The 25,952-nt window shown below is 43.2% G+C and carries 28 protein-coding genes and 1 pseudogene; 24 read left to right on the top strand and 5 right to left on the bottom strand.

Annotation, left to right across the window (positions count from 1 at the left end):
• Nucleotides 1-84: 84 nt before the first annotated feature.
• The 3 genes and pseudogenes from FZD51_RS00710 (at nt 85) to ltrA (ending at nt 4,078) form a co-directional block, all read left to right on the top strand.
• Nucleotides 85-902, top strand: a pseudogene (locus tag FZD51_RS00710) (YitT family protein).
• Nucleotides 903-1,181: 279 nt separating this feature from the next.
• Nucleotides 1,182-1,766: a GNAT family N-acetyltransferase gene (locus FZD51_RS00705; protein WP_148972994.1), complete on the top strand. Its 585-nt coding sequence runs from the start codon at nt 1,182-1,184 to the stop codon at nt 1,764-1,766.
• Nucleotides 1,767-2,644: 878 nt separating this feature from the next.
• Complete coding sequence (gene ltrA, locus FZD51_RS00700; RefSeq protein ID WP_148972993.1) at nt 2,645-4,078, top strand: group II intron reverse transcriptase/maturase; 1,434 nt, start codon at nt 2,645-2,647, stop codon at nt 4,076-4,078.
• Between the two features lie 89 nt (nt 4,079-4,167).
• On the opposite strand, the gene FZD51_RS00695 is transcribed toward ltrA, so the two are convergent.
• Nucleotides 4,168-4,548 carry a hypothetical protein gene (locus FZD51_RS00695; protein WP_148972992.1) on the bottom strand — a complete coding sequence of 127 codons (381 nt, stop codon included), beginning with the start codon at nt 4,546-4,548 and terminating at the stop codon, nt 4,168-4,170.
• Between the two features lie 329 nt (nt 4,549-4,877).
• On the opposite strand from FZD51_RS00695, the gene FZD51_RS00690 reads away from it, so the two are divergent.
• The 7 genes from FZD51_RS00690 (at nt 4,878) to FZD51_RS00660 (ending at nt 7,812) form a co-directional block, all read left to right on the top strand.
• The gene (locus FZD51_RS00690; protein ID WP_148972991.1) at nt 4,878-5,354 is read left to right on the top strand and encodes a DUF2975 domain-containing protein; all 477 of its coding nucleotides are present in this window, start codon (nt 4,878-4,880) and stop codon (nt 5,352-5,354) included.
• 9 nt (nt 5,355-5,363) lie between these two features.
• Nucleotides 5,364-5,576 (top strand): helix-turn-helix domain-containing protein, encoded by a 213-nt coding sequence (locus FZD51_RS00685; protein ID WP_009793451.1) that lies wholly within the window; start codon nt 5,364-5,366, stop codon nt 5,574-5,576.
• Between the two features lie 122 nt (nt 5,577-5,698).
• Entirely contained in the window at nt 5,699-5,905 is a 207-nt protein-coding gene (locus FZD51_RS00680; RefSeq protein ID WP_022543949.1) for a helix-turn-helix transcriptional regulator, read from the top strand.
• Complete coding sequence (locus FZD51_RS00675; protein ID WP_148972990.1) at nt 5,902-6,339, top strand: hypothetical protein; 438 nt, start codon at nt 5,902-5,904, stop codon at nt 6,337-6,339. Before FZD51_RS00680 ends, FZD51_RS00675 begins: the two co-directional genes overlap by 4 nt.
• A 64-nt stretch (nt 6,340-6,403) precedes the next feature.
• Nucleotides 6,404-6,871, top strand: coding sequence for a nucleoside 2-deoxyribosyltransferase (locus tag FZD51_RS00670; protein ID WP_148972989.1), 468 nt, complete (start codon nt 6,404-6,406; stop codon nt 6,869-6,871).
• A gap of 166 nt (nt 6,872-7,037) precedes the next feature.
• Nucleotides 7,038-7,493, top strand: a complete 456-nt coding sequence (locus FZD51_RS00665) for a DUF4064 domain-containing protein (protein ID WP_187445573.1) — start codon at nt 7,038-7,040, stop codon at nt 7,491-7,493.
• Nucleotides 7,494-7,533: 40 nt separating this feature from the next.
• Complete coding sequence (locus tag FZD51_RS00660; RefSeq protein ID WP_148972987.1) at nt 7,534-7,812, top strand: hypothetical protein; 279 nt, start codon at nt 7,534-7,536, stop codon at nt 7,810-7,812.
• 119 nt (nt 7,813-7,931) lie between these two features.
• Here FZD51_RS00660 and FZD51_RS00655 read toward each other — a convergent pair whose 3' ends face one another.
• The gene (locus FZD51_RS00655) at nt 7,932-8,573 is read right to left on the bottom strand and encodes a cupin domain-containing protein (RefSeq protein ID WP_148972986.1); all 642 of its coding nucleotides are present in this window, start codon (nt 8,571-8,573) and stop codon (nt 7,932-7,934) included.
• 192 nt (nt 8,574-8,765) lie between these two features.
• Between FZD51_RS00655 and FZD51_RS00650 the strand changes: the two genes are divergently transcribed.
• The 6 genes from FZD51_RS00650 to FZD51_RS00625 all read left to right on the top strand — a co-directional run bounded on the left by FZD51_RS00650 (nt 8,766) and on the right by FZD51_RS00625 (nt 13,297).
• Nucleotides 8,766-9,278, top strand: coding sequence for an SRPBCC family protein (locus FZD51_RS00650; RefSeq protein WP_148972985.1), 513 nt, complete (start codon nt 8,766-8,768; stop codon nt 9,276-9,278).
• Nucleotides 9,279-9,425: 147 nt separating this feature from the next.
• Nucleotides 9,426-10,430, top strand: coding sequence for a DUF3231 family protein (locus FZD51_RS00645; RefSeq protein ID WP_148972984.1), 1,005 nt, complete (start codon nt 9,426-9,428; stop codon nt 10,428-10,430).
• Nucleotides 10,431-10,682: 252 nt separating this feature from the next.
• On the top strand, nt 10,683-11,078 hold the full coding sequence (gene spxA, locus FZD51_RS00640) for a transcriptional regulator SpxA (RefSeq protein WP_148972983.1): 396 nt from the start codon (nt 10,683-10,685) through the stop codon (nt 11,076-11,078).
• Between the two features lie 59 nt (nt 11,079-11,137).
• Nucleotides 11,138-11,554 carry an RrF2 family transcriptional regulator gene (locus tag FZD51_RS00635; RefSeq protein ID WP_148972982.1) on the top strand — a complete coding sequence of 139 codons (417 nt, stop codon included), beginning with the start codon at nt 11,138-11,140 and terminating at the stop codon, nt 11,552-11,554.
• A gap of 401 nt (nt 11,555-11,955) precedes the next feature.
• Complete coding sequence (locus tag FZD51_RS00630; protein ID WP_148972981.1) at nt 11,956-12,528, top strand: CBO0543 family protein; 573 nt, start codon at nt 11,956-11,958, stop codon at nt 12,526-12,528.
• 178 nt (nt 12,529-12,706) lie between these two features.
• Nucleotides 12,707-13,297, top strand: coding sequence for a hypothetical protein (locus tag FZD51_RS00625; protein ID WP_148972980.1), 591 nt, complete (start codon nt 12,707-12,709; stop codon nt 13,295-13,297).
• Nucleotides 13,298-13,475: 178 nt separating this feature from the next.
• Here FZD51_RS00625 and FZD51_RS00620 read toward each other — a convergent pair whose 3' ends face one another.
• On the bottom strand, nt 13,476-14,660 hold the full coding sequence (locus tag FZD51_RS00620) for a metal ABC transporter solute-binding protein, Zn/Mn family (protein WP_148972979.1): 1,185 nt from the start codon (nt 14,658-14,660) through the stop codon (nt 13,476-13,478).
• A gap of 252 nt (nt 14,661-14,912) precedes the next feature.
• On the opposite strand from FZD51_RS00620, the gene FZD51_RS00615 reads away from it, so the two are divergent.
• The 3 genes from FZD51_RS00615 (at nt 14,913) to FZD51_RS00605 (ending at nt 17,623) form a co-directional block, all read left to right on the top strand.
• Nucleotides 14,913-15,731, top strand: a complete 819-nt coding sequence (locus FZD51_RS00615; protein ID WP_148972978.1) for a VOC family protein — start codon at nt 14,913-14,915, stop codon at nt 15,729-15,731.
• 24 nt (nt 15,732-15,755) lie between these two features.
• Nucleotides 15,756-16,514 carry a helix-turn-helix domain-containing protein gene (locus tag FZD51_RS00610; protein ID WP_148973281.1) on the top strand — a complete coding sequence of 253 codons (759 nt, stop codon included), beginning with the start codon at nt 15,756-15,758 and terminating at the stop codon, nt 16,512-16,514.
• A gap of 134 nt (nt 16,515-16,648) precedes the next feature.
• Nucleotides 16,649-17,623 (top strand): RNA polymerase sigma factor, encoded by a 975-nt coding sequence (locus FZD51_RS00605; RefSeq protein ID WP_187445572.1) that lies wholly within the window; start codon nt 16,649-16,651, stop codon nt 17,621-17,623.
• Nucleotides 17,624-17,737: 114 nt separating this feature from the next.
• Here the strand turns inward: FZD51_RS00605 and wrbA are convergent, their stop codons facing one another.
• A complete protein-coding gene (wrbA, locus tag FZD51_RS00600) occupies nt 17,738-18,361 on the bottom strand; it encodes an NAD(P)H:quinone oxidoreductase (RefSeq protein ID WP_187445368.1) in 624 nt (207 codons plus the stop codon).
• A gap of 310 nt (nt 18,362-18,671) precedes the next feature.
• Between wrbA and FZD51_RS00595 the strand changes: the two genes are divergently transcribed.
• The 3 genes from FZD51_RS00595 (at nt 18,672) to FZD51_RS00585 (ending at nt 22,171) form a co-directional block, all read left to right on the top strand.
• Entirely contained in the window at nt 18,672-19,868 is a 1,197-nt protein-coding gene (locus FZD51_RS00595; protein WP_148972976.1) for an iron-containing alcohol dehydrogenase, read from the top strand.
• Between the two features lie 36 nt (nt 19,869-19,904).
• A complete protein-coding gene (locus FZD51_RS00590) occupies nt 19,905-21,362 on the top strand; it encodes a CoA-acylating methylmalonate-semialdehyde dehydrogenase (protein ID WP_148972975.1) in 1,458 nt (485 codons plus the stop codon).
• Between the two features lie 239 nt (nt 21,363-21,601).
• Complete coding sequence (locus FZD51_RS00585) at nt 21,602-22,171, top strand: CBO0543 family protein (protein WP_148972974.1); 570 nt, start codon at nt 21,602-21,604, stop codon at nt 22,169-22,171.
• Between the two features lie 40 nt (nt 22,172-22,211).
• Here the strand turns inward: FZD51_RS00585 and FZD51_RS00580 are convergent, their stop codons facing one another.
• A complete protein-coding gene (locus FZD51_RS00580; protein ID WP_148972973.1) occupies nt 22,212-22,868 on the bottom strand; it encodes a GntR family transcriptional regulator in 657 nt (218 codons plus the stop codon).
• A gap of 261 nt (nt 22,869-23,129) precedes the next feature.
• Between FZD51_RS00580 and brnQ the strand changes: the two genes are divergently transcribed.
• Together brnQ and FZD51_RS00570 are read left to right on the top strand one after the other, a co-directional pair.
• Nucleotides 23,130-24,470: a branched-chain amino acid transport system II carrier protein gene (gene brnQ, locus FZD51_RS00575; RefSeq protein ID WP_148972972.1), complete on the top strand. Its 1,341-nt coding sequence runs from the start codon at nt 23,130-23,132 to the stop codon at nt 24,468-24,470.
• 633 nt (nt 24,471-25,103) lie between these two features.
• Nucleotides 25,104-25,949 carry an aldo/keto reductase gene (locus tag FZD51_RS00570; RefSeq protein WP_148972971.1) on the top strand — a complete coding sequence of 282 codons (846 nt, stop codon included), beginning with the start codon at nt 25,104-25,106 and terminating at the stop codon, nt 25,947-25,949.
• Nucleotides 25,950-25,952 lie beyond the last annotated feature (3 nt).

The following is a 25,952-nucleotide window of genomic DNA, read 5'->3' as shown; positions in this document are numbered from 1 at the left end:
AATATAGAGGTGTGCCACTTGGAAGAACTTATAACCTTAAAGAAGGGCCATAAAAAGCTTTCCTGGCTCAAGATTATCCAGCGCATGGTATTTATAACGCTTGGTGCTTTGCTGATGGCTACCGGGCTTGAGATCTTCCTGATTCCCAACCAGGTAATTGACGGCGGGATCACAGGTATATCCATTATGCTTTCTCATATAAAGGAATCAAGCTGGGTTTATTTTTATTCGTTTTGAACTTGCCCTTCATTTATTTAGGCTACAAGCAGATGGGCAAAACATTTTCGCTTTCTGCCATTTACGGCATCATTATGCTCTCCCTTTTCGCTTCATTCTTTCACCCAATCCCTCCTTTTACAGAGGATATTCTTTTAGCCACAATTTTCGGCGGCATTTTTCTCGGAATCGGCGTAGGGCTTGTCATCCGCAATGGCGGAGCGCTTGACGGGACCGAAGTTCTATCCATCGTCATCAGCAAGCGTGTCCCTTTTTCTGTCGGTGAAATCGTCATGTTCATCAACTTTTTCATTCTGAGCTCTGCAGGCTTTGTCTATACATGGGACCGGGCCATGTATTCTATACTTGCCTATGTCATCGCAGCAAAAGCGATTGATATTGTCGCTGACGGCCTCGAAGCATCCAAATCGGTCTGGATCATCAGCGAAGAAGCTGACATAATCGGCGATACCATCAATGACCGGCTGGGACGCGGCGTCACGTACCTGAAAGGGGAAGGCGCATACACAGGAGACGACAAGAAAGTGATATTCTGCATCATCAATAGACTTGAAGAATCCAAGCTTAACAGCATCCTTGAAGAACTTGATCCGTCCGCCTTTTTGGCGATAGCTGACATCACTGAGGTGAGGGGCGGACGTTTTAAAAAGAGAAGCATCCATTAAAAGCCTATGAGGCCCTCCAAATGTGAGGGTCTTTTTTTGTTTATAGAATATCCGTTATGTATACATTTCTTTGTTTTTAAATGAGTTTGAAGGATTTTCCATAACCGATAAAGAATCATTCTAGAGGTAAAAAGTCTCTCAATGTGAGAATGTAAAAATTTTGGAGGTGATGCCTCTTGAATAGCCAAAGAGGAATTTCAGAGACTTGTCATATCAGCCAAGAATATTTCTAAAGAAGGAATAAGGGCTTTGCTGTAAGCGGCCCTGAAGGAGGAATTTATGATTATCAGATCCTATCAGCCAGAAGATGAGAAAGGCTGGGTCCGCTGCAGGGTGCTGTCATTTTTGGATACGGATTATTTTGACAATGTCTTACGTGAAAAGGAACAATACGAAAATCCGGCGATTGAGCTAGTCGCCGAAGTGGACGGAATGATAGCAGGGCTGCTTGATCTGGAATATGAGGAAGAAGAAAGGACGGTTTGCTCACGCGGAACCGGGCTGGGCGGGATGATTTGGCATATTGCTGTCCACCCCGACTTTAGGCGGAGGGGGATTGGAGCAGCCCTGCTGGAGGAAGCAGAAAGGCTCGCCAGGGAACAGGGATTGAACAGGATGGAAGCATGGACCCGTGATGATAACTGGGTTCGCGCTTGGTATGAGAGCAACGGCTTCGTTCAAAAAGAATCGTACTTGCATGTTTATATGGAAGGAGATTCCGAGCTGAAAGGTGCTGTCTCTGCAAACTTGAAGAATCTGTATCCTATGCAGGTTTTTGCCCATTATACTGGGGAGGAAACCGCAGTAATTAAAAAGAGATTTAAACGGGTGCATGAATGTGTCTGCTTTGAAAAAGGTCTTTAGAATTGCTTGGTAATAGAAAGAACTGTTGCACGCAGTTCTTTCAAACTCATAAAAAGGGGAGCAATATTTTAATGTGTATCATGAGCAGCAATGCTGATTGTCAGCTTGATACTGCTGAGTGCGTATCCATATACCCTGGTTCCGGCTGAACAGTATGATGGATTGATTTTGATACAGTCTGTCTCGCCGGTGCAATATATACGGTAATGTTCTGGCAGATGTTATATCTGCCTTTTTGTGCGACGGGCAGTCGCATTGGACGTCGGCGAAGCCGACGTCCTTCACTTCTTTAAGGACAGAGACGACATTGAGATGTAACGACTGGATGAATGAATAGAAGCTGAATTCCAGATGGTGAAAGTCCATCCCTGAGGAGACTGACCTAGCTCAGGAAGCCTAATCTAGGGCGATATCGTGAGGTATTGTCTGAAGGAGATGCGGGAAATCGTGAGATCCGCAGGTGAAGAAATAGACCCTAATGCAAGAAGTGTGAAGCACGGCGGCAGGATAAGTTGGCGACTCTTCGAAAAGTGAGGAAGCCCACTAGAAGGCACTTCCCTAGAAGTCAGAACGGGGAAGTGTGACTTATCAGGTGATGGTGCAGGGTATGTTTTGAAGGAAAATGCGATGACCCCGTGAGGTCTCCGCCTTACCAAACAGGCAGGGTTCCAATCTATAAGGGTAATCCGAAGTGATTAGGAACGGGCGGAGAAGTCAGACATTCTCATAGTACGGAAGTAGTCCAGCGACCATAACGCAGGATGAACGGAAGGGGAATGACCTATGGCTCCAAGCCATGGACAAGATGTAATGCCAACAAATAAGCTACTGCGGTAAAACCATTTGAAAGTACATCAAGGAAAGGCGCGGAATATGCAATGAATCAAGAGTGGAAATTCAAGTTACACAGTGTGTACGGACAAATTTTGTTTGACCGTAAATTAACCCAAAGTTTTGAACAAGTGAAAGCGAACAAAGGCTCCGGAGGAATAGACGGAGAAACAATTGAAAGCTACAATGCAAACCTAGAAGATAACATCTTGTCCCTTCTAAACAGATTAAAAACGAAGAATTACCAAGCCAAACCGGTAAAAAGAGTATATATCCCGAAAAAGGATGGGAAGAAAAGACCACTAGGCATTCCCACGATCGAAGATCGGATTGTCCAGCAGAGCGTAGTAAACGTACTACAGCCAAAATTCGAGGACTCCCTGTTCCACAACTGGTCAGTTGGATTCCGTCCGAAAAGAGGAGTAGAAAGAGCTCTTCAAATCATCCTATGGAACATAGAACAAGGATACAACTACATTTATGACTGTGATATAAAAGGGTTCTTTGACAACATCCCCCATAAGAAACTCATGGTTATATTGAAGAAGTATGTATCAGACCGGACGGTCTTAGGCTTGATTGAACAATGGCTTAAGGCTGGTGCCTTGGAAGAAGGGAAACGAATACACTCTGACTACGGAACGCCACAAGGTGGAGTCATCTCACCCTTATTGGCGAATGTATATCTTAACGAATTGGACTGGGAATGGGACTTGCATGGTGTCCGCTTTGTCCGGTATGCCGATGACTTTCTTTTATTTGCCAAATCCCAAGAAGCTATAGACAAGGCAGCCACCTTGACCAAAGAGAAATTAGCCGAACTGGGATTGGAAATTTCCAAAGAGAAAACTAAAGTAGTTAACTTCAAAAAGGACAACTTCGACTTTCTAGGTTTCACCTTTCATCATTGGAGGCCAAGAAAGAAAGATACAAAGCTCGCCTTTCATGTCACCCCCAAGAAAGAATCGATCAAAGATTTCCGTTTGAAAATCAAGAATAAAACGCGGAAGACCTTAACCTTAAACAAAGAAGAATGGGTAAACCGTGTAAATCCAATTATTCGGGGGAAAGTAAACTACTATCTAACCATCGTCAAAGCGATTAAAGCAAATGAAGAGCTTGGGCAGAATAGCCACTGTACCACTCGTTGGATGCGAAGCATCCTTTTAGATTTAGATGGCTATATAAGGAGAAGGCTGCGAGTTGCCTTTATTCATAAACATCCCAACCAAAAGAAAGAACAAAAGATGAGATATAAGTGGAATAATAATTTCTTTGTAGGAATTAAACTGATACCCGCTTATTGGCTATATTTAAATAAAGCACTTGGCTATACACTCGAACAATATCTCGAAGAGATGAGAGAAAAAGGTAAGCGAAAACAACGAAATGCAATAAGACGAGCAAAAGAAAAGGGTGAGGAATATTACACTCCTCACCGACTCCAAAAGATGCAGAATGCCTGGAACGCATCCTCTTGATAATCATTGTAACATATGGGTAAGCCGTATGCCTTAATAGGGCACGTACGGTTTGATAAGGGGGAACCCATGAGAATGGTTTCCCTACTTTATTCATGTCCTTTACTGGAAAATCCTATAGCTGCTACACAGGAAATCGCTGCTGCGGCAGCCACAATCATTCCAAAGAAGAAACCGATGGCCCGCATGAAGGGATCATCACCAGGAAATTCAGGCTTTGCCGATGCAAACTGATAGAGAAAGATAACGAAAATAATCAGATAAAAGCTGCTTCCAATCAAGCCCGCTTTCAACCGCTCTTTTGCAGCGCCTCTCCAAGCCAGTTTTATATCAAGCCATAAGCGGATGCTGAAGGCTGCTGCCAGGAACATGATCAGCAGGTGTATATAAGGGATATTCAAAAACAGCAGCGAATACAAAATCAAGAGTGTTGCCGCAAATAGCAGTGCATTGGAAACAAATAAAAACAAACCAGCTCTCCAATGGCTTTGAAACCAGGAAGAATTACTTAAAAAATCTACCATTTTCCGATTGGCTGCACTTCCCTCTAGAGAGGGTTTTTTTTTGAACAGAATTAGCAAGAAAGCAATTCCGATGATACCCAAAAGTAAAAAAGATGTCACAATGAGCCGCCTCCAATATTGAAATGTAATGATAATTTATCGCAGATCAATAAATGAAGTCAATGGTTTTATATTAAAATTCATTTGATTTTTACTGAAATGTATTTGTTTTTTATTGAAATACGATAAAACCTGTATTAAGATAAATATAATAATTCATAAACCGGAGGTACCTTATGAACAAGGCCATAACGAGTTTCCTGAAAGCCGCCATCCTTATTATGGGGTTGATCGTGGCACTCCTCTGCATTTTTCTTCTGCCTGAACTTGCAGGGGATGCAGCTGCAGAGTACCCTGAATTTGCTTATTTGAAATGGCCGGTCCTTTTGGGCATGTATGCGGCCGCGATTCCATTTTACATTGCGCTGTATGAATCATGGAATTTATTAAGATACATTGAAGGGCAGACTGCTTTTTCCGATTTCTCTGTGCAGTCGCTGCGCCGCATCAGGAATTGCGGCATTGCTTTGGGGCTTATATATGCTGCCGGGATCATCGGAGTTGGAGCTGCCGGGGCCCTTCATCCAGGAGTCTTCCTTATGGGTGCAGCCATTGCTTTCTGTTCTTTTGTCATCAGTGTATTTGCAGCTGTCCTGAAGGAGCTTCTGCGGAGCGCCCTAACCATGAAAAACGAAAATGAACTGACTATCTGAGGTGAAGCAATGGCAATAATCATTAACATAGATGTTATGCTGGCAAAAAGGAAAATGAGTGTTACAGAGCTGTCCGAGCGGGTGGGTATCACCATGGCCAATCTCTCAATACTGAAGAACGGCAAAGCAAAGGCAGTCCGGCTTTCCACGCTTGACAGCATCTGCAGGGCGCTGGACTGCCAGCCGGGAGATATTCTCGAATACCGGGGAGAAGAACATTAGCAGAAGTTTGAAGAGACAGGGCGACCCTGTCTCTTTTTTTCGTAAGACGCCACATATGAGAATGGAATATATAATTTACAAAAGGGAATATATATATTACATTCTGGGTGGAGGAAAAATATATGAAAAATAATGTAAAGCAGGCCCGGCTGCAGGCAGAGCTGACCCAGCAAGAGCTGGCGGACCGGGTGGGAATAACCAGGCAGACGGTCAGCTTGATTGAAAAGGGCAAGTATAATCCTTCTTTAAAGCTGTGCCTGCAGATCTGCTATGCAGTCCAGTCAAAGCTGGACGAATTATTTTGGGTGGAAGAGGAGGAGCTGAGATGAAAAAAATGACCGATGAACGTTTGAAGCAAAGGAATTTGGAGCATGTACGGATAGTCTATATCGTCCAGACGCTGGGAATCCTTTGCATTCTTGCATACGATTTAATGCAAGGCGGCATGGAAGCTATGCGTGGGAATCCGCTTTGGCTTGTTTTTATCGGAACCTCGGTTGTATTTGCTTATCTATCCATGAGTGTGAGCGTAGAGCATGAGAGACAGGGAAAAAACCCGAAAAAGTCATTTATTTTAAGCATATCAGCCATTCTCGGAGGGGCTGCCATCATTTCATATTTGATCAGCATTACACCGGGCTATGGATGGGATGATGGCCTGATCCTAGGTGTAATTATCGCAGTTTGCGGCGGAATACCTGTCTTTTACATTTACCGGCTGCGGCTGAAACAGGCAGCTTTGTATAATGAGGAAGACGAATAAAAGGATTTAACATAATCACATTCCTTCGGCACATATATATACAAAAAAATGCGGAGGAATAACAATGGAAAATATTCAATTTTTCAGGACGGTAAGAGTTTTTATCGCCAGCCCCTTTTTTAATGAAGAGCAGCTGGAAAGGATCGGAAGGCTTGAGAATGCACTGAGGAAGAATCCATATGTGGCTGATTTCTTCTCGGCGAGATTTTACCAGTTCCCACAGCTGACTTTCGCTTCTGATCCCTGGAGGAAGACTGTTTTCCAAAATGATTTAAGATATTTGCGGCGTGCTGACGTGGTAGTTGCCATTCACGACTATGAAGAAAATTCCGTGGACAGCGGGACAGCCTTTGAGCTCGGCTATGCGTATGCACTGCAAAAGCCGATCATTTTGATAAAAGAAAAGCAAACCAGCATCCCGAATTTGATGCTGGTGGAAAGTCTGCATGCATACCTGACTAAGACAGATGAGATTGCCGGCTATGACTTTATCAATATGCCGAAAATTCCATATAAAGGTCCGCTTATTTAAAGGCAATGAATTTGCCTGCACAAGAATAACCGGAAGTATTGAATAATTAAGAGGCAAAGAATACAATAAAAAAGGTAAATGATTCCTGATAGGAAATGAAAAACTGAATTGGCCGAAATTCCAAGAAAGCAGAAAAAAATTACATGGTGAGCAGGGAGGGAAAAAGTTGGCAGATGAAACTTATAGGATTTCTAAACTGCTGGGATTTATTTCTTTTGGCATCACGGTCTTGGTTAACTTTACCGCAGGGCTCTTCTATTTCCTCGTTTCAAGGGGGTTTACGGCGAATGTTTTAACTGAACTTATCAGCAGCGATCCAAAATTCCAGCGGGAAATGTCAGGGCAGGATGGAACTGCAGCAGCCAGGGAGATGGCGGACGGTACTATGGATTTTGTCGAAATTGTGCTTATTATATTTCTCGTTTTTTGGCTCCTTATGCTGTTCCTTAACCTGGCCGGCATTTTAAGTATAAAGAAAAATCCTAAAGCCGCAGCTGTTATTTTTATTGTCGTTGGTGTATTGAGTCTGCCCACAATAATTATTCCCGGCCTCCTGATAACTTCCGGAATTTTGATCCTGACAGCCAATAAGAAAAAAGAACCTTCATATCCGGATTATTAAACAGGGACCGGATTTATCGAAATATAGAGAGGAAAATAGGATGTTTATAGCCATTCCATTAGCTCTGGGTCTTCTATTAGAGTTCGCAATAGAGCCTGTCTTTAAAATTCGTGAAAAACTTTTCAACAGATTAGGCACAATGGCTGCCGGGGCATTGGCGATCACACTCCCTTTTGCAGCATGGATGATGCTCACTGAGCTTGTCCCCATTGAAGACGAGAGAATCTATACCTTTTCCTGCATTATGTTTACTGCAGTTATAGCTTCTGGTGCCGGGAAAAGTACAGCAAATGTAAAGAAGAGAAACAACTATGAGTAAAACTATTCTTAACTCTGCCAAGGTGTCCGCCGCTTTCTATTCATGAAAGCGGCGGATTTTATTTATCCTCTTTTCGGGGATGCATTTAAATTTCGTAATCCTTTTGTGGAATGATGCATTCATCCTGGATATACGGGCCAGTATCCTGCTCTGCTATAAGCGGATGGCCGGGAAGTTGAACCTTGATGTCCATAAGAATATTGGTGCCTGCGCGCCATTTTATTGGATTTGCTGCAGCTATTGGAGGGTCCGATATAGGCTGTAGGCTGCACTTGGGCAACCGTCTCCTTCCACTGGTTTTCATCTATACAGTAGGTGTTTGCCATAATATTGGGCGGTGTAAATTTCAGGATATCAGAACCAAGTATCACTTCTGGCGTTGGTGCATTAAAAATAGCAAGAAGATGGGTGTTATCCTGCAGGGCTACTTCGTAATGCCACCAGCCTTGCGGTACATTGGCAACCTGTCCTGGTCCGATCGTATAATTTTGGATTTTTTTTGTAAAAGGATTCAGCAGGGAAACAGTGGCTGTTCCGGATATGCAGTAGACCAATTCTGCAGCGTTCTGGTGGTAATGGGGTTCTACAGCATTGCCGGTGCTTAGATATATATCAAGCAGGGAAACATTTTCAAGGGTATTCAGCTGGGCAATCCCCAGAATATTGATAAAGTTATGTTTGTCTTTTTTCATAAGGGGGCTTTTATTCACATCGAAAGCGTACGCAAGGGACGGGGAAGTGTAATCCAGATAAGCAGTCATGTTCATTTTCTCCCAGGGAATGTTATTTCCAATAAACTATGCAGCAATGAGCTGATTGTGCAGGTGCCATTTTGAGAGAAGAATGTCGAAATGTATTGAAGTCTGCCTAAAGGAAATGCTTACTGCCTGTTGAATATAAAAACGGACAGAAGTTAAAGGCAGCGCGGAACATACGAAAAGGAGGCAGAAAAAATGAGCGGAAAGCTGATTATGAGGGAAGAAGGCAATAACCTGGTAATGGAGTGGATTTTTGATGCGCCAAGGGAGGAAGTATTTAAAGCATTCTCAGATTCCAAACTGCTGGAAAGCTGGTGGGGTCCTGAGGGATGGGAAACGAAGAATAAGAAATTTGAATTTGAACCTGGCGGGATATGGCATTATGGTATGACCTGCAAGGACAAAAGCCAGGGTGAATTTTATGGGATGGAATCTTGGGGGCTTGCTGTCTATAAGGAAATCTCGGCACCAGAGAAAATTGTCCATATAGATGCTTTCTCCGATGAAGAAGGAAATATTAATGAATCATTGCCAAAAACCCTGATTACGGCAACATTTAGTGAAGAAGGGGGAAAAACCAGGTATGTGTCAGTCACTGAATTTCCTTCCAGCGGAGCTATCAGGCAGATCATCGATATGGGGGCTGCTGAGGGGTTCTCTTCTCAGCTGAAAAAACTGGATGCACTCTTGTCAGGAAATAAGGTTTGAGAATGAGCGGGGCCAGATCATGGGATTTGGCCTTTTTGTATGAATGGCAGCATAGAAATAAAAACCTGCACCCTCCCTTTATGTTTAAAGATAAATAATTTTATAAAAAAAGCTAAAAATAACTGATATAAGCAGGGAGGGAAATGCATGGAACAGATCCAGCACCAAACAAAAATGAATGCTTCTGAATATGCTGTCATATGGTCGCAATACATTAATGACAGTTTATCAAGCTGTGTGCTGCAGCATATGCTGAAAGATTCAGAAGACAAAAATATCCGGGAAGTGTTTGAGTTCGCCCTAGAACTGTCAGAGCGGCATTTAGAAAAAACTAAAAAGCTCCTGAAAAGTGAGAATCAGCCTCTGCCGATAGGCTTTTCTGAAGAAGATGTAAATCCAGAGGCCCCTGGATTATTTACGGATGCTTTTAAAATCGTTTATTTACATATCATGGCACTTCATGGGCTTACAAGATATGCAGGCGCGACGTCAGTGTGCTCACGGAAGGATATCAGGCAATACTTTATGCAATGTACCTCAGAAGCTCTGGAGCTGTATGACCGCACTACCGAGGTGGCTCTTCAAAAAGGTATAATTGATAAAGCTCCAACGCTCCATAATAAACAGAAAGTGCATTTTGTCAAAAACGGTTATATGAAGGGCTGGCTTGGGAAACGCAGGCCCATCAATGCGATTGAAATCAGCGGCGTCTTTCTGAATATGCAGAAGACGATGGTGAAGATGGTATTGGAGCTTGGCTTCAGCCAGGTCTGCAAATCCAATGATGTGAGGGCGTACATGGAAAGGGCAAGAGGGCTTTGTTTAAAGCACTTTGAAATACTTGCATCTTTACTGAAAGAAGAGAACCTGCATGTCCCCAAAGTCTTTGAATCGGAAGTGACGGATTCAATTGTGCCGCCATTTTCGGATAAGCTGATGCTTTTCCATATAACTGGCCTTTTGTCGGCAGCGATCAGTTATTATGGCGAAGCAGCCGCCCTCAGCCAAAGAAGGGATATTGTTTCTGCTTATACCAGAATGAATGTAGAAGTTGCCCTGATCGCTGAGGATGGCATGCAGCTTATGATTAAGAATGCCTGGTTTGAAGCGCCTCCTGCAGCTGCCGATCATGAAGCTTTGTCTAAAGAGTAATCCGTCAGAGCATGCTGCTTTTATGCTTGGTTAAAAAATTCCGCTGGGGGCTGGTAAAGAACATGCAAGGACCAGCTCCCCAAGCAAGAAACAGGTTGACTTTTTTAACTGTAAATATTAAAATTACAGTAAGGAATTCAATTCTGTATTTATTTTTTTGCTGCAACTGTAACTTTTTATTTTACACTTTATTTATGATCATAAAATAATCACTATATAACATTATATCTTCATTAAAGGAGTGCATGATTAATGGTCAATCTATATGTATCATCCAGCTGTACATCCTGCCGCAAAGCAAAGGCATGGCTTGAAGAGCATAATATTGAGTATACTGAAAGAAACATCATTAACGAACCGCTTTCTGTTGAAGAAATTAAATCCATTCTGCGCATGACGGAAAATGGGACTGAAGAAATCATTTCAACCAAATCAAAAGCTTATCAGCAGCTGGATATGGAAATCGATTCTCTTCCTCTTAAAGAGCTGTATCAGTTGATTGCTGACAACCCGCAGATGCTGAGAAGGCCGATCATCATTGATGAAAAAAGGCTGCAGGTCGGATATAATGATGAAGAAATCAGAAGTTTCCTTCCGCGGAAACTGCGTACATTCTCATTCATGCAAATGCAGAATATGGCCAACTGATCTGCTGATGAATAAAAAAGCAGAATGGCCGGGATCACTGCTTAGTTAGGAGGCTATCCATGAACAGCGACTTTACACTAGCCATTCACAGCCTGGCCTATCTTGCGCTGCAGCTGGACCGGATGTCTACAAGCGAGGCAATTTCCAAGAGCGCCGGGGTTCATCCTGTACGGATCCGTAAAGTATTGAGCCTGTTAAAAAGGAATGGCTTTATCAAGTCCAAGGAAGGCACCGGCGGCGGATTTATTTTTGCAAGGGAGCTGGATGAGGTCAACTTGCGTGATATCTATAAAATTACCTCTGAAGGCTCACTGCAGCCAAAATGTCCGGAATCCAACGAACAATGCATAGTAGGGGCCAATATGCGGAACGTCCTCTTCAGCATCTTCATCGGAGCAGAAGAGCATCTTGGCGAATATTTAAAAGACTATACGATTAAGGACATAGTTGAACTGGTCAATCAGGACAGCAATTAAATATGTTTGTACCGTTTTTCAGGGAAATGCCGGCTCATTGCAGCTGGCATTTTTTTCGTTTTATGATAAAGAAACATACTTTCAACTTAGTGACTGAACTGGCTGCTGTCTCTGCGCCTTGATGTCAAAGCAATCCCTTAAAAAGACATAAATTCATTCCAGGATGTATTTAAGGATTTTTGGAAAAAATCACAAGAACCTTGCCTTGGACAAGGCATTCTTAGTCTGCATTCTTTTGTGGGTGTGCTTTTCTAATGCTTCTTTGAATAATTTGTTCCGTAACACCAAAACCTATTCTTGTATCCCATTATCAGGCTGTGCTAAACAAAGTTTCACGGATGGGACAATAGCCAGCATGGCACGAATAACTGAACTAAATTTAAGGTAAAGGTGTGTATTTGATGGGTGAGAGACAGCGGGAGATGCTTAAGGATATAAGAGAAAAGGCAGGGGCTCTTTCCAGTGAGCAGATTGACTATTGGAAAGAGTATTCGAGCTTTAATGATTGGCAGCTATGGGCAGTAATTATTCTTCTTATTGTCCCGCTGATCCTTCTATATTTTAAAATTGACCGAAGTAAAATACTGCTTCTGGGTTTTTATGGACTGAATTATCATATTTGGTTTGCTTATACAAATTCAATCGGAATCAGGCTGGGTCTATGGGAGTACCCTTATGAACTGCTGCCTGTCCTCCCGAGCTTTGCCCTGGATGCATCATTTGTTCCCGTTATGTTCATCCTTCTTTACCAGTGGACATTGAATCACCAGAAAAACTTTTATTTATATTCATTGCTATTATCTGCTGTATTTGCTTTTATCATTAAGCCTATATTAGTCAGCTTAGATTTTTTCAGAATGTTCAAGGGCGTGAATTATTTCCACTTATTCATATGTTATATTGCTTTTTTCCTCGTCTCTAAAATCATCACCAATATATTCATTTCCATGCAAAAGAAACAAGCAGAAGTATAGCTCTGTTTTTGAAAAGGCTTTGTTAAACAGAGTTTCACACGAATGAGACCAAAATCAACAAGGTACACTAACATAGTCTTTGAAAAAAAACTGATATTAAAGGTAGGCAAGACTTAGATAAGAGTTTAAATATGCCAGCTGGATGAAATGGAAAGAACATTAATGAGGATGATTAATCTTGGAGAACAAAAGGGTCAAGGAATTCGATAAAATTGTAGAGATGAATGAAAAAGGGCAGGATGCACTTAATTCTTACTGGATGGATTATTCGCTGTATACATCCTTTGAATACTGGCTGATGGCGGCATTTTTTTTAGTTCCGCTAATTGTGCTTTATTTCAAAATAGATCGAAGCAGGATTTTTCTGCTTGGTTTTTACGGTTACAGCATTCATGTGTTTTTCAATTATACAGACTGGTACGGCAAAAACAGCGGCTTTTGGAATTACCCGTTTCCGCTGGTTCCGGTGACTCCCGGAATATCGATAGATTCGAGCTTAATCCCTGTTGTTTTTATGCTTGTCTATCAGTGGACATTAAACAAAGGAAAGAACTATTATGTATATTCCATCCTTACAGCCGTATTTTTAGCATTTGTCTTTAAGCCATTCTTAATTGCAGTTGGCCTTTTTCGGCTGTATGGAGATACTCATTATTTCCACTTGTTTGGAGGGTATTTGATTGTACTATTGACAGCAAAAGTGACAACAAATGTTTTTTTGTGGATGGAGAATCGGTACAAACAAAAAAATAAAAGTCCCCTCCCATAATAGGGAGGGGGCGATGTGTGATGCTGCTTATTAAGAACCTTGAAGAAATTGCTGTCTCTGAAGGTCAGTTTCCAGATAAGTAAGATTTATGCCGTTTTAGCAGGATGTAAAAAGAAGGAGAAGGGCGAACAGAAAGACGCCGAGCCTCCGTCTGCCATGATCTTCTTTTTGGAGAAAATTAATTTAAAACCGTTTCAAGCGTTTCTAAATTGCGCTCCATTATAGAGAAATAGTCTTCATTATTTTTAATGTCATCCTCGGTGACCGCTTCAAGATTATGAAGAGTCAAGCTTTTTGCACCGATTTCTTCCTGGATGACTTTTGCCACACGAGATTCAACATTCTGTTCAAACAGGATATAATTCAGTTCATGCTCCCGGGATTCTTCTATTATACTCGCAAGCTGCTTCTGGCTGGGCTCCTGTGTAGGGGATAGGCCTGCTATCGCGATTTGTTCAAGTCCATACCTCTCCTGCCAATAGCCATATGCTGCATGGGAAACAAGAATATATTTTGTATTGCTTTCTGCTATCGTTTGATTAAAGTCAGTGTCCAATGAAGTAAGCTGATCTTTCAAAGTATTAAAGTTTTTTTCAAACTGTTCTTTTGCTTCGGGTTTTAATTCAGCCAAACTGTTTTTTATATTTTCAGCCAGTGTTATAGCTTTCGAAGGATCAAGCCAAACGTGGGGGTCATGATCGCCGTGATGGTGTCCGTCATCATGGGAGTGGCCCTCTTCAGAGTGGTCATGGCCTTCTCCTTCATGGGAGTGGCCTTCTTCAGAGTGCTCATGGTCTTCTCCTTCATGGGAGTGGCCCTCTTCAGAGTGGCCGTGGTCTTCTCCTTCATGGGAGTGGCCTTCTTCAGAGTGGTCGTGGTCTACTTCTTCATGGGAGTGGCCCTCTTCAGAGTACTCATGGTCTTCCTCTTCATGAGAGTGTCCTTCGCCTTCATGACTATGTTCATCTGCCGTTTTTAAGAGTTCGATTCCCTCAGCCGCTTTTACAATTTTTACTTTTTCGCCTTGAAGTGTTTTTTCCGCCTTTTCTGCAAATCCTTCAACACCGGCTCCTGTATAGATAAACAAGTCTGCATCTGCTATATTAGTCATCGTTTTAATATCCGGCTCATAAGAGTGGGCATCAATATTCGGGGGATAAATGCTCTCAACCACAACTTCATCTCCGCCAATTTTCTTTGCAAAATCCTGAAGAGGAAAAATTGTGGTGAAAACTTGAAGTTTTTCTCCCGTATTTTCCTTAGCGGACTTTCCTTCATTATCTGCACCTGAACAGGCTGCCAGGAAAGCAGAGGAGACAAGCATAGTGCCAAGCAGGACATTTTTCCATTTATTCATTTTCATTGTGAAATCTCCTATTCTCTAAATCTTTTATGTACTGTAATTAGAAATCATTACGATTTATTTGGTAAAAAAATTGCTGCAAAGCATATTAAAGCGTAATGATTACTATTTGTATTCTAATGCATCTATTTTAAAATAGCAAACAAACATTTTGAGTTTATCAATAATTTTGTTTGACCTTAAACTTACTTTAAGCTTTAGTATAAAGTATGGAAGAACTTTCCGTATTTTAAATGAAAAGAGGTTCGCAATATGACATTTCGTTGGGATGGCGGCTTTATCATGGTTTCATGGGATGGATTTGAGGAAGGGGTAGAATGGTACACAAAGCATTTTGGCTGGAGCTGCCTGGATAAGGTTATATCGCCGGTCGGCAAAAAGGCCTTTTTGAAGATGCCAAGACTGGGGGTTGTGACACTGAAATCTTTTGAAGGGAATTTTGAGCATTTTCAAAAGGACAGCAGGACTGAAGGCCATGTGAGGCTATGTTTTGAAATTTTGGATATCGACAGGTCCCTTTCTTATTTTAAAAATGAGGGGATTGAAGTTACTCCGATAGCAGAGCTTCCTGGCGGACAAAATAGCTTTGATATATTTGCATATGAAAATGCGAGAATCACAGCCGTATATAATCCTGGTGAGGCAGGTCAATTTCCGGATGCGAGAATCACGGGATTCGGTCCTGTTAATGCAAGAATAGGCGTGAGAAATCTGGATGAAGCAATCTCCTGGTATGAGGAGCACTTAGGACTTAAACTGTCTAAACGTTTTGGGAGCGAATTTGCTCATATGCAGGTGGAAGATGCTTACGATTGGATTCAGCATAAACAAGTATTCCATGACAGCGTATGGCTCGAAACGGCTGCTGGCACTGCTTTCGAAAAAGGGAGTCCTTCAGCGAGGAATTATTTTGATCTTAGGCCTGATGAGTTTTATCAAACATATGAGCTGCTGTCTGAAAAAGGTTTAAGCCCATCCGAAATTGCAGGCAATCCAGCAGCAGGCTGGGGCGGTTTCCATTTCTATGACCCGGATGGGAACATGATCAATGTCTGGTCATATCCTTCATAATAGAGAGCAGGAACTGCATTGGAAATGAATATACAGAAGTTTGCTGAGCGGACCGGGCTTCCTCCGAGTACTCTCCGATTTTATGACCGGAAAAAATTGATCGAACCGGCAGGACGCAGTGAAAAAGGATATCGTATCTATAGAGAAGAACAGATACCCAAGGCAATGATCATCCATTCTCTCCGGCAGGCTGATATAAAAATAGAAGAAATACAATCCTATTTGGAGGCAGAAGAAGAAGAGAAGAAGACATGGATATCCGGATGGAAGCGGGAGATAGAGGAAAAGCTTGCGTCCATGAATATCGCGAAGCAGTATTTGAGCTCCATGCATGCTGAAGAACGGCATCTGCATCTTGTTAAATGGGAGGGGGACAATTCCTTCATCTGGTTCCGGCGGACTGTTCCAAGGACATTTCATCCTTTTCAAGAGGAAATGTCTGAAATAAGCGAAAGACTGAAGACGCTGAGGATTGAGACAAAGCCAGGGGTATTTGTAAGAACGTTAGAATCAAAGGGAGATACAATAACCGGGGAAGTGGGCTTCCTATTACATCATATGCCCGGCAAAGAAATTGATTTTTGCGATGACTTATATACAGAGCGTCTCGGGCCAAGAATGTTTGCTGCAGCAGAGTGCAATGTATATGATCCTTTCACCTGCTTCCACTATATGAGGCAGATTCACCGGTTTGGATTTAAAGCAGAAGGAATGAAACTGGAAAAATACGAATTTCCTGAGAGCCGGACGTTTAGTTACCTCATTCCGCTTGCTGGAAGCTGAAGGCATTTTTCTCAAATTCTAAAAAACCAACTGAAATTATGCTATAAAAATTACGAAATTAATTTAATGCTGCCCGTATGTTTTCACAAGTCTTTTCCGTCTTACAAGTTGGATATAAAAAAGGGGGAGTTTTTGTGGAAAAACATAATGATTTGTTTTCTATCAGTAAAGAAATTAAGGAGCTTGCACCTTCTTTTGATTGCATTGTTCAGCCATACCGGGATCAGCTTTGGCAATACTGCAGGAAGCTGACTGGTTCACCCTGGGACGCGGAAGATTTGCTGCAGGACACAATGTTAAAGGCGTTTTCTTCTTTATCCAGAATCGGGCAGACAATGAATGCAAAAAGCTACCTGTTCAGGATTGCGACGAATATTTGGATAGACCATTTCAGGAAAAAATCGCCTCAGCTGCTGGATATGGAGTCCGAAAAAATTCCGGATAGAGACCTCGTACCTTATTCAGAAGTGCTTGAAAGTGTAGAGATTCTAGTTCATCAATTGCCTGCGAAGCAGGCAGCAGCCATTCTTTTAGCAGAGGTATACCGTTTCACCATCCGGGAAACTGCTGAAATTATCGGTTCAACAGAAGGCGGTGTCCAGTCCTTGTTAAGCCGGGCGAGAGCTAATCTCAAAAAGCAGAAAGCAGCGGAGAATCCTTTCCAAGAGGCAGTGCTGACGGATGATAAAAAACAAGTTATCCAGCAGTATATGGACTATTTTGTGAAAGGCGATTTTAAGTCTATCGGCGAGCTTTTAGGTAATTATGCAACAAATGAAGTGGTCGGGCAGGGCATGGATATCGGAAAAACACAGATACGGAAGAACTCTATGGGCGACTGGGGCAGCAGTACAGCTGGACTCTCGGCAGAGCTTGCTTTCTTATGGGGACGGTATGCTGTCATCTATACAAGGGATGCAGGCTGCGGCCCTGTATTATGGGACATAGCAACAGCGGAGATAGAGGATGGAAAGCTCATCCGGCATAAAAGCTATTATTTTTGCAGGGGATTTCTGGAGGCTGCGGCGGCAGAACTTTCAATAAAGCTTGATACAGAGAAAGACCTGTTCGGACAGGAGTGGGAGAAGATCAAAGGTGAAACCTGTTAAGCAGAAAAGGTCACTTGTTCGTTTCATGTTCTTTTACTGTTACACACGAATTCAGCATAGAAAAATCAGATCCAAAAAAAGCAACCAGCCAGCTAGCTGATTGCTTTTTTTACTTTACTGCTGCCCTGCGCCATTCTTTACAGATTCAGCAATCCCGATAACGCGTTTCGCCTGATATTTGATTGCTCCCTTATAAGCATCCTTATCGCCAACTATTTCATTATTTTGGTCGACAGTGACGCTTGCTCCGTAAGGATTGCCGCCTGCAGGGAATAAAGATTGATCAGAATATCCTGGTGTCACGACGATGGCACCCCAATGATACATGGTTGTATAAAGTGAAAGGATGGTTGCCTCCTGACCGCCGTGCGGGTTCTGAGCGGAAGTCATGCCGCTGACAACCTTATTGACTGTTTTTCCTGCACCCCAGATGCCGCCGGTTGTATCGAGGAACTGCTTCATCTGGGCTGCCATATTCCCGAAACGTGTCGGTGTGCTGAAGATAATGGCATCCGCTTCAGCGATATCATCAGGTGTAACTACAGGCACATCCTTTGTTTCTTCCAAATGTGCTTTCCATGCAGGAACGCCTTCAATCACGCTTTCTGGCGCAAGTTCCTGCACTTTGTAGATTGTGGCTTCAGCGCCTGCTTCCTTTGCGCCCTCAGCAGCCCACTGGGCCATCTGATAATTTGTTCCGGTTGAGCTGTAATAGACGATTGCTAGTTTGACAGTCATTAAAATATCCTCCATTCAAAGCTGAATTTATATTTTCACTCTTCATTGTTTACCCGCTCTCTGAGAGAATATACATTTAATTTTCATTAGGGAAACTGAGGATTGTGGAAGCTTTTTTGTTTAGGAGGATAAATTTCGCCTAATAACTCACGGGAATTCTTAGTTTAATGGTATAATTTTAATAATCTAACTATTCTGACGTCTTTTGCTCCAGCCTTTTCATCTAAAGAGCCAGGGTCTGCCGGATGATTTGTAAAAATAGTGCTTGGGGTGGAAATGCGGGCGTCTATGAAAAAGGGGTGTAAAAGCATTGAAAAAACCAGCGGTATTCCGGGTGCCTGAGTCCATTTTTTATGGGAGGGGCTCCTTTGAAAATCTAGGATCGCAAGCAGCTCTTAAAGGGAAGAAGGCATTGATCATCAGTGATAAAATAATGGATCAGCTTGGATATGTGACAGAAGGCAGAGCTTTGCTTAGTGATGCAGGTGTTCAAAGCGCAGTCTATCTGGGTATTGCCTCTGAACCCACCGATGAATATGTGTCAGAAGCGCTGGATCTTTTTAAAAGCGAGCAGTGCGACCTGCTGATTTCCATTGGAGGCGGCAGCTGTATCGATACCGCAAAAGCAATAGCAGTCCTGGCAGCAAATGGCGGATATATCGGAGATTATATGGGAGGTAAGAAACTGGCACAGCAAACCCCTGTCCCGCATATTGCTATACCAACCACAGCCGGTACAGGTTCTGAGGCAACCGATGTAACCGTAATTACTAATACATCCAACAATGTTAAAATGATGATCAAGCAGCCCGCTTTCTTGCCGGATACTGCCATTGTGGATCCCCTGCTGACAGTATCTTCGCCAAAGAATATCACCGCGGCAACAGGAATTGATGCTCTAAGCCATGCTGTTGAAGCATACTTATCTAAAAAAGCACATCCCATGACAGACACGATGGCCATCTCAGCCATGAAGCTCATTGCAGAGAATATTTTAACCGCTTACAATGATGGCGGGAATCTTGATGCAAGAGAAAAAATGAGTCTAGGCTCACTGCAGGCGGGAATGGCTTTTTCGAATGCTTCAGTCTGCCTTGTACACGGAATGAGCCGTCCGATCGGTGCCTTGTTCCATGTGCCGCATGGCATCTCAAATGCTATGCTTTTGCCTGCTGTATTGGAATTCAGCCAGGAAGCCTGCGTGGAACAGCTTGCTGATATAGGCCGGATCTTTAGGCCTGAAATTGAAAGCGGAGACGATATTAAGATAGCTGAAATAGCTGTACAATCTGTAAAAGAGTTATGCAGGAAATTAAATATACCCAACTTAAAGGGGTGGGGTATCAACGGGGAAGCCTTCGAGAAGGCCGTCGGCAAAATGGCAGCAGACGCTATTGACAGCGGCAGCCCGGCCAATAATCCCAAAGTGCCCAGCCAGCTGGAACTGGAGAAACTCTATCATATTTGCTATGACTATCATTTTTCCTCTGCAACTGAAAAAGTGTAATTGCAAAATGTCACTAATGCTGAAAGGAGTTATTTTATGGCAACGAAAACGGCAAATATATTAAAAAACTTTATCAATGGCAAATGGGTGGATGCAAAAACGGAAGGTTTTGAATCAGTTCCCAATCCTGCAACCGGCGAGGAATTGGCGCGGACACCGATTTCTACCCGGGAAGATGTGGAAGATGCCGTACAGGCGGCCAGTGATGCCTATAAAACATGGAGCAAAACACCGGTACCCAAAAGAGCAAGAATTCTATTCAAATATCAGCAGCTGTTGATAGACAACTGGGATGCACTTGCAAAGCTGATCACACAGGAAAACGGTAAAAACTATAAAGAAGCTTATGGCGAGGTGCAGCGGGGAATCGAATGTGTGGAGTTTGCTGCAGGAGCTCCTTCTCTTATGATGGGCAAGCAGCTCCCGGATATTGCGACAAATATTGAATCCGGAATGTACCGCTACCCTGTTGGCGTCATCGGCGGCATCACGCCTTTCAATTTTCCGATGATGGTCCCTTGCTGGATGTTCCCGCTGGCAATCGCGTGCGGAAACACCTTTGTGCTAAAGCCATCTGAAAGGACTCCGATACTCGCAAACCGTTTGGCCGAGCTATTTACCGAAGCGGGCCTACCGGACGGCGTTTTCAATATTGTGCATGGCGCCCATGAGGTTGTAAACAGCCTTATTGACCATCAGGATGTACCGGCCATTTCATTTGTAGGCTCTCAGCCCGTTGCCGAGTATATATATAAATCAGCTTCTGCGAAGGGAAAGCGGGTCCAGGCGCTGGCTGGTGCAAAGAATCATTCGATTGTGATGCCGGATGCGGATCTTGACGGAGCTGTCAAAGAAATTATTGCTGCTGCATATGGTTCAGCAGGGGAACGGTGTATGGCCTGCTCAGTTGTGGTTGCTGTAGACTCCATCGCTGACGAACTCGTGACAAAGCTGCAGGAGCAGGCAGACAGCCTGACAATAGGTAATGGCTTGGATGAAGATATTTTCTTAGGACCTGTCATCCGCCAGGAAAATAAAGAACGGACAAGAAACTACATTGAAGTCGGCGAAAAAGAAGGAGCAGTCCTTATCCGTGATGGGCGGAAGGATGAAGCTCACCATGACAATGGGTATTTTATCGGACCGACCATCTTTGATCACGTAGATCCATCCATGAAGATATGGAAAGAAGAAATCTTCGCTCCCGTTCTCTCCATTGTCAGGGTAAAGAGCCTTGAGGAAGCGATTGAGCTGACAAATCTATCAGATTTTGGCAACGGAGCATGCCTGTTCACCGACAGCGGAAGCAATGTCCGCTATTTCAGGGAAAACATTGAAGTTGGAATGCTTGGTGTCAATATCGGCGTACCTGCACCAATGGCCTTTTTCCCATTCTCCGGGTGGAAGAACTCCTTTTATGGAGACCTCCATGCCAACGGCTCTGACGGTGTCGAGTTTTATACCAGAAGAAAGATGCTGACTGCCCGCTGGTAAACGAATGATAGTGCTGAGAAGACACCCAGAACAAAAGCGGGTGTCTTAATTTTGCTTTTTAGTAAAGGAAGCGATCTGCCGAAAATGGGAAAATTACTGAGGTTGATGTTCTGAGCTGGCGTGCCTTCTTACTGATTTTGATTCATGGAAATTATGTGTATATCTCCATTAATCCTACAAACAATAAGAAGGCAAGCTGTCAAAGTCGGGCTTGAAATACATGTCATGGAGTGCTGCAGATGAGCTATAGCGAATATTGGGATAAAATATTTCAGCTGAGCGAAGAGATGACTTCCTTGGTTGATTCATATTGGAATAGCTATTCCGATCCTGGTTCATGGCAGTTTTGGGCTGTTACAGTACTTCTGGTGCTGCCGCTTGGTTTATTATATTTTACAGTCGACCGCAAGAGGATTTTTGAGATATTCTTTTTCGGATTTATTGTACATGTTCTTTGGACATACACGGACATTGTGCTCGGCAATTATACCCTGCTTGTCCATACATATTATATGCTGCCTATTTTCCCGCATGCTTTTAACATTACGATGTCAGTACTGCCTGTAGGATTTATGCTGATCTATCAGTACTGCACCAGTCATAGAAAGAATTTTATTCTGTATACTGTCATTCTCAGTGCAGTGTATTCGCTTGTTTTTGCTTCGATAGAGAAAGCGCTCGGCATGGTGGAGCTGAATAAGGGAATGAACTTGTTTTATTTGTTTTTGATAGATCTTGTCATTGCCTTTATTGCTTATATTGGCACCAGGCTGGTGAGAAGAGCACATCTGAGGGCCGATGCTGAATAAAAAGAGGAAATGGGCATGTGCCATTTCCTTTTTGTTAATCTTAATTTTCACCGTAATATTCATCAATGGCCCTCAGCCAGTTGGTCCGTGCTACATCTGAAGCTTTATGCGTATTTTTTTCTTCAAAAGCTTTGATGATATCCTCATGCTCATCGATTGAGCGGGGCTTCAAGATGATCGTTTTATTATAATAAAGCCTCATTACATGGGCCTGCATGGAAGACACATAACTGGTGATGTATGGATTATCCGCTTTTTCAATGATGAGATTGTGCAATTGTTCGTCCTGTTTCAGTGCTGAAAAGGTATCGCCCCGTAGAAGGGAATCCGCAAAAGAACGATTGATGGACCGCAATTTCTCAATCGTAGAACTGTCCATGAATGGTGCTGCAAGCTCTGCAGCAAGTGCCTGCAAGGCTCCAAGCGGCGGCAGAATCTTGTTGATATCTTCCGGATTGACGGTAGTGACCTGGGTGCCGACGCCTGGGAACATTTCTACGAATCCCTGGACGCTCAGCAGCTGAAGCGCTTCCCTGATCGGTGTGCGGCTCACGCCGAGCGCCTTAGCAAGATCGGCATCGTTTAATTTTTCCTGAGGCTTTAAGGTGCCGTCAATAATCCATTCCTGGATTTGCAGAAAGGCCCGGTCTTTCGCTGATACACGTGCAGGAGAAGCAAAATTGGCAGGGATGGGCATCTATTTTCACCTCTAGTATTTTCATAAACTCTTTAATTTTTACTGGATTATACATTTAGTATAGAGAATTAGAAAGAAGAATTCAATATATTGCATAATTCGACAATTTTCTTTATGCGATATATTGCATACGCATTATTGGTGTGTTATCTTGAGTTATGCAATATATTACGTAACTATTAAACTGCTTTTATCATTTTCTGAAATTTTTAAGTTGGTAAAAAATATGCAGCTAGAATTCTTAGCATAAAGGAGAATAGGATGGGAACTAAAATACCGTTTTCTTATGTAGTCGCCGTAGGCTTTATGTTGTTTGCACTTTTCTTTGGGGCAGGAAACCTCATTTTCCCTGCGATGCTCGGGCAGTCTGCAGGAACCAGTATCTGGTCAGCCAATGCAGGCTTTATAGTAACTGGGGTAGGGCTTCCGCTATTAGGGATATTGGCGCTTGGCTTTTCCGGCAAAAGCGATCTTCAGTCACTGGCAGGAAGGGTGCACCCGGCATTCAGCGCAGTATTTACGATGCTTTTGTATCTGTCCATAGGGCCGCTGTTTGCGATTCCCAGGACAGCAACCGTTTCATTTGAAATGGGCGTAAAGCCCTTTTTAGCCGGGAACAGCACAATCGGGCTGATTGTCTTTTCTGTTTTGTTTTTTGCAGTAACAGGCTTCTTTTCTTTAAAATCTTCCAGGATTGTTGATATTGTCGGTAAATACCTGACGCCGATCCTGCTGATTGTAGTAGGCATTTTGATCATTGCCGCTTTTTTCAATCCTATGGGTTCTTTCCAATCACCAGGAGAAAATTATTTAGCTAACACCTTTTTCAAAGGTTTCCAGGAAGGCTATCTGACAATGGACGCACTTGCCGCATTTGTATTTGGGATCATTGTTGTGGATGCAGTAAAAGAAAGAGGGGCCGCTTCAAGAAAAGAAATCATGGTTTCAATTGCTAAAGCTGGCCTTATTGCCGCAGCACTTCTTGCTATTATCTATACCTCGCTGTCTTATATTGGCGCATCAAGCGTAGGTGAGCTTGGCAGGCTTGATAATGGCGGAGCCGTGTTATCCGGTGCATCTGAATATTATTTTGGTTCATTTGGTGCCCTGCTTTTAAGCGTAATTGTTCTTGGCGCATGCCTTACAACGAGCATCGGACTCGTGACAGCATGTTCATCTTATTTCCATAAAATGTTTCCTTCGGTTTCTTACTCAGTATTTGTTGTCATTCTGTCTGTATTCAGCGCTGTCTTCTCCAATATCGGACTCAGCCAGCTGATCAGCATTTCCGTACCTGTTCTGACAGGAATCTATCCTTTAGCCATCTGCCTGATGTTCCTTACCTTCCTGCATCCTCTTTTCAAAGGGAAAAAGGAAGTGTACCAGGTCAGCATGCTGCTCACTTTCATCGTCAGCTTATTCGACGGATTGAAGGCTGCAGGAGTGAGCTTTGGACCGGTTGAAGAGGTATTCATTGCAATCCTGCCATTATATGAAGTCGGACTTGGATGGGTTATGCCAGCCGCAGCGGGTGCAGTAATTGGATTCTTTGTGGCTGCCATTCGGAGCGGCGGTGTATCAACTGCGAAAGAAAGCCTTTGATAGAATGAAAGACCTCCTTTGCGGGAGGTTTTTTGTTTGGGGTGAAATTGATGCAGGTTGAGAATTGAGGTGGGGATTGTTTGATCTTTGGAGACTCCAGAGTGGGAATAGAGCAGATAGAGTGCTTCAAGAGAGGTTTATAGAGCACTCTAGAGGGAGGAAAGATTGTAAGAGAGGTCTATGGAGTGGAGCACTCTAGAGTAGGAAATCAGCGTACAGAGTGCCTCAAACGAAGCCTATGAAGCACTCTAAAGATGGGAAGGAGTGTACAGAGTGCCTCAAACGAAGTCTATGAAGCACTCTAGAGGATGGAAGGAGCGTATAAAGTGATTCAAACGAAGTCTATGTAGTACTCTAGAGTAGGAAAGGAGCGTTCAGAGTACTTCAAGAGAGGTCTATAGAGCACCCTAGAGGGTGAAAGAAGTGGATAGAGTGCATCATGAGAGTTCTCTGGAGCACTCCAGATATCGAGAATAGCAAATAGGCTGCCTTAAAAATAGGGAGTGAAAAACAAAAATTGCAGGAGGAGATCGGTTTTCTGAATACCAAGAGGGAAGAATCAAATCTCCCCAGCAGGGTAAAAAATCCAAATTATGGTAAGGTAATAGTATGACAGAAAAGGAGTGAGTAAAGATGATTAATGGGATACCTGAAGTAAAGCTTAATGATGGATTGTCCATTCCGGCGATCGGGCTGGGTACATATCAATTAAAGGGGAGTGCAGGCGCCGAGTCGATCCGCAAGGCGATTGATGAGGGAGGATACCGGCTTCTGGATTCTGCGTATAACTATGAAAACGAGGGGACAGTCGGCGAGGCTGTAAAAAGAAGCTCTGTTTCCAGGGAGGAATTGCTCATCACCTCGAAGCTCCCGGGGCGTTATCATGAATCAGCAAAAGGGATGATTGCGATTGAAGAATCGCTTTACAGAGCAGGCTTGGATTATTATGATATTTATTTGATCCACTGGCCAAACCCGAAGAGAGAATTGTATGTTGAAGCATGGCAAACATTGATAGAAGCAAAGAAAAAAGGGTATATCCGATCAATCGGTGTCTGCAATTTCCTGCCGGAGCATTTGGACAGGCTGGAAAAGGAGACAGGGGTTCTACCGAGCATGAACCAGGTCGAACTGCATCCCTATTTCAGCCAGGAAGAACAGCGCGCCTATCATGAGAAACATGGTATTCTGACAGAGTCATGGAGCCCGATTGGCCGCGGCAGCGACCTTCTCGGAAATGAAGATATCCAAAAGATTGCTGAGAAGCATGGGAAATCCATTGCCCAGGTGGTTCTTCGCTGGCATTATCAGCTGGGAGCGGTATCCATTCCTAAATCATCTTCTGCGGAAAGACAGAAAGAGAATATTTCTATCTTTGATTTTGAACTGGATGGGCAGGATATGGAGGCAATCTCAAAATTAAGCCATCCCGGCGGCAGGCTGCATGACCAGGACCCGGCTGAATATGAGGAATTCTGATCA

This window comes from Bacillus infantis (genome assembly GCF_008180445.1).
Taxonomy (GTDB): domain Bacteria; phylum Bacillota; class Bacilli; order Bacillales; family Cytobacillaceae; genus Bacillus_AB; species Bacillus_AB infantis_B.
Note: the sequence above shows the minus strand (reverse complement) of the source record. Positions and strands in the feature narration are given on the sequence as shown.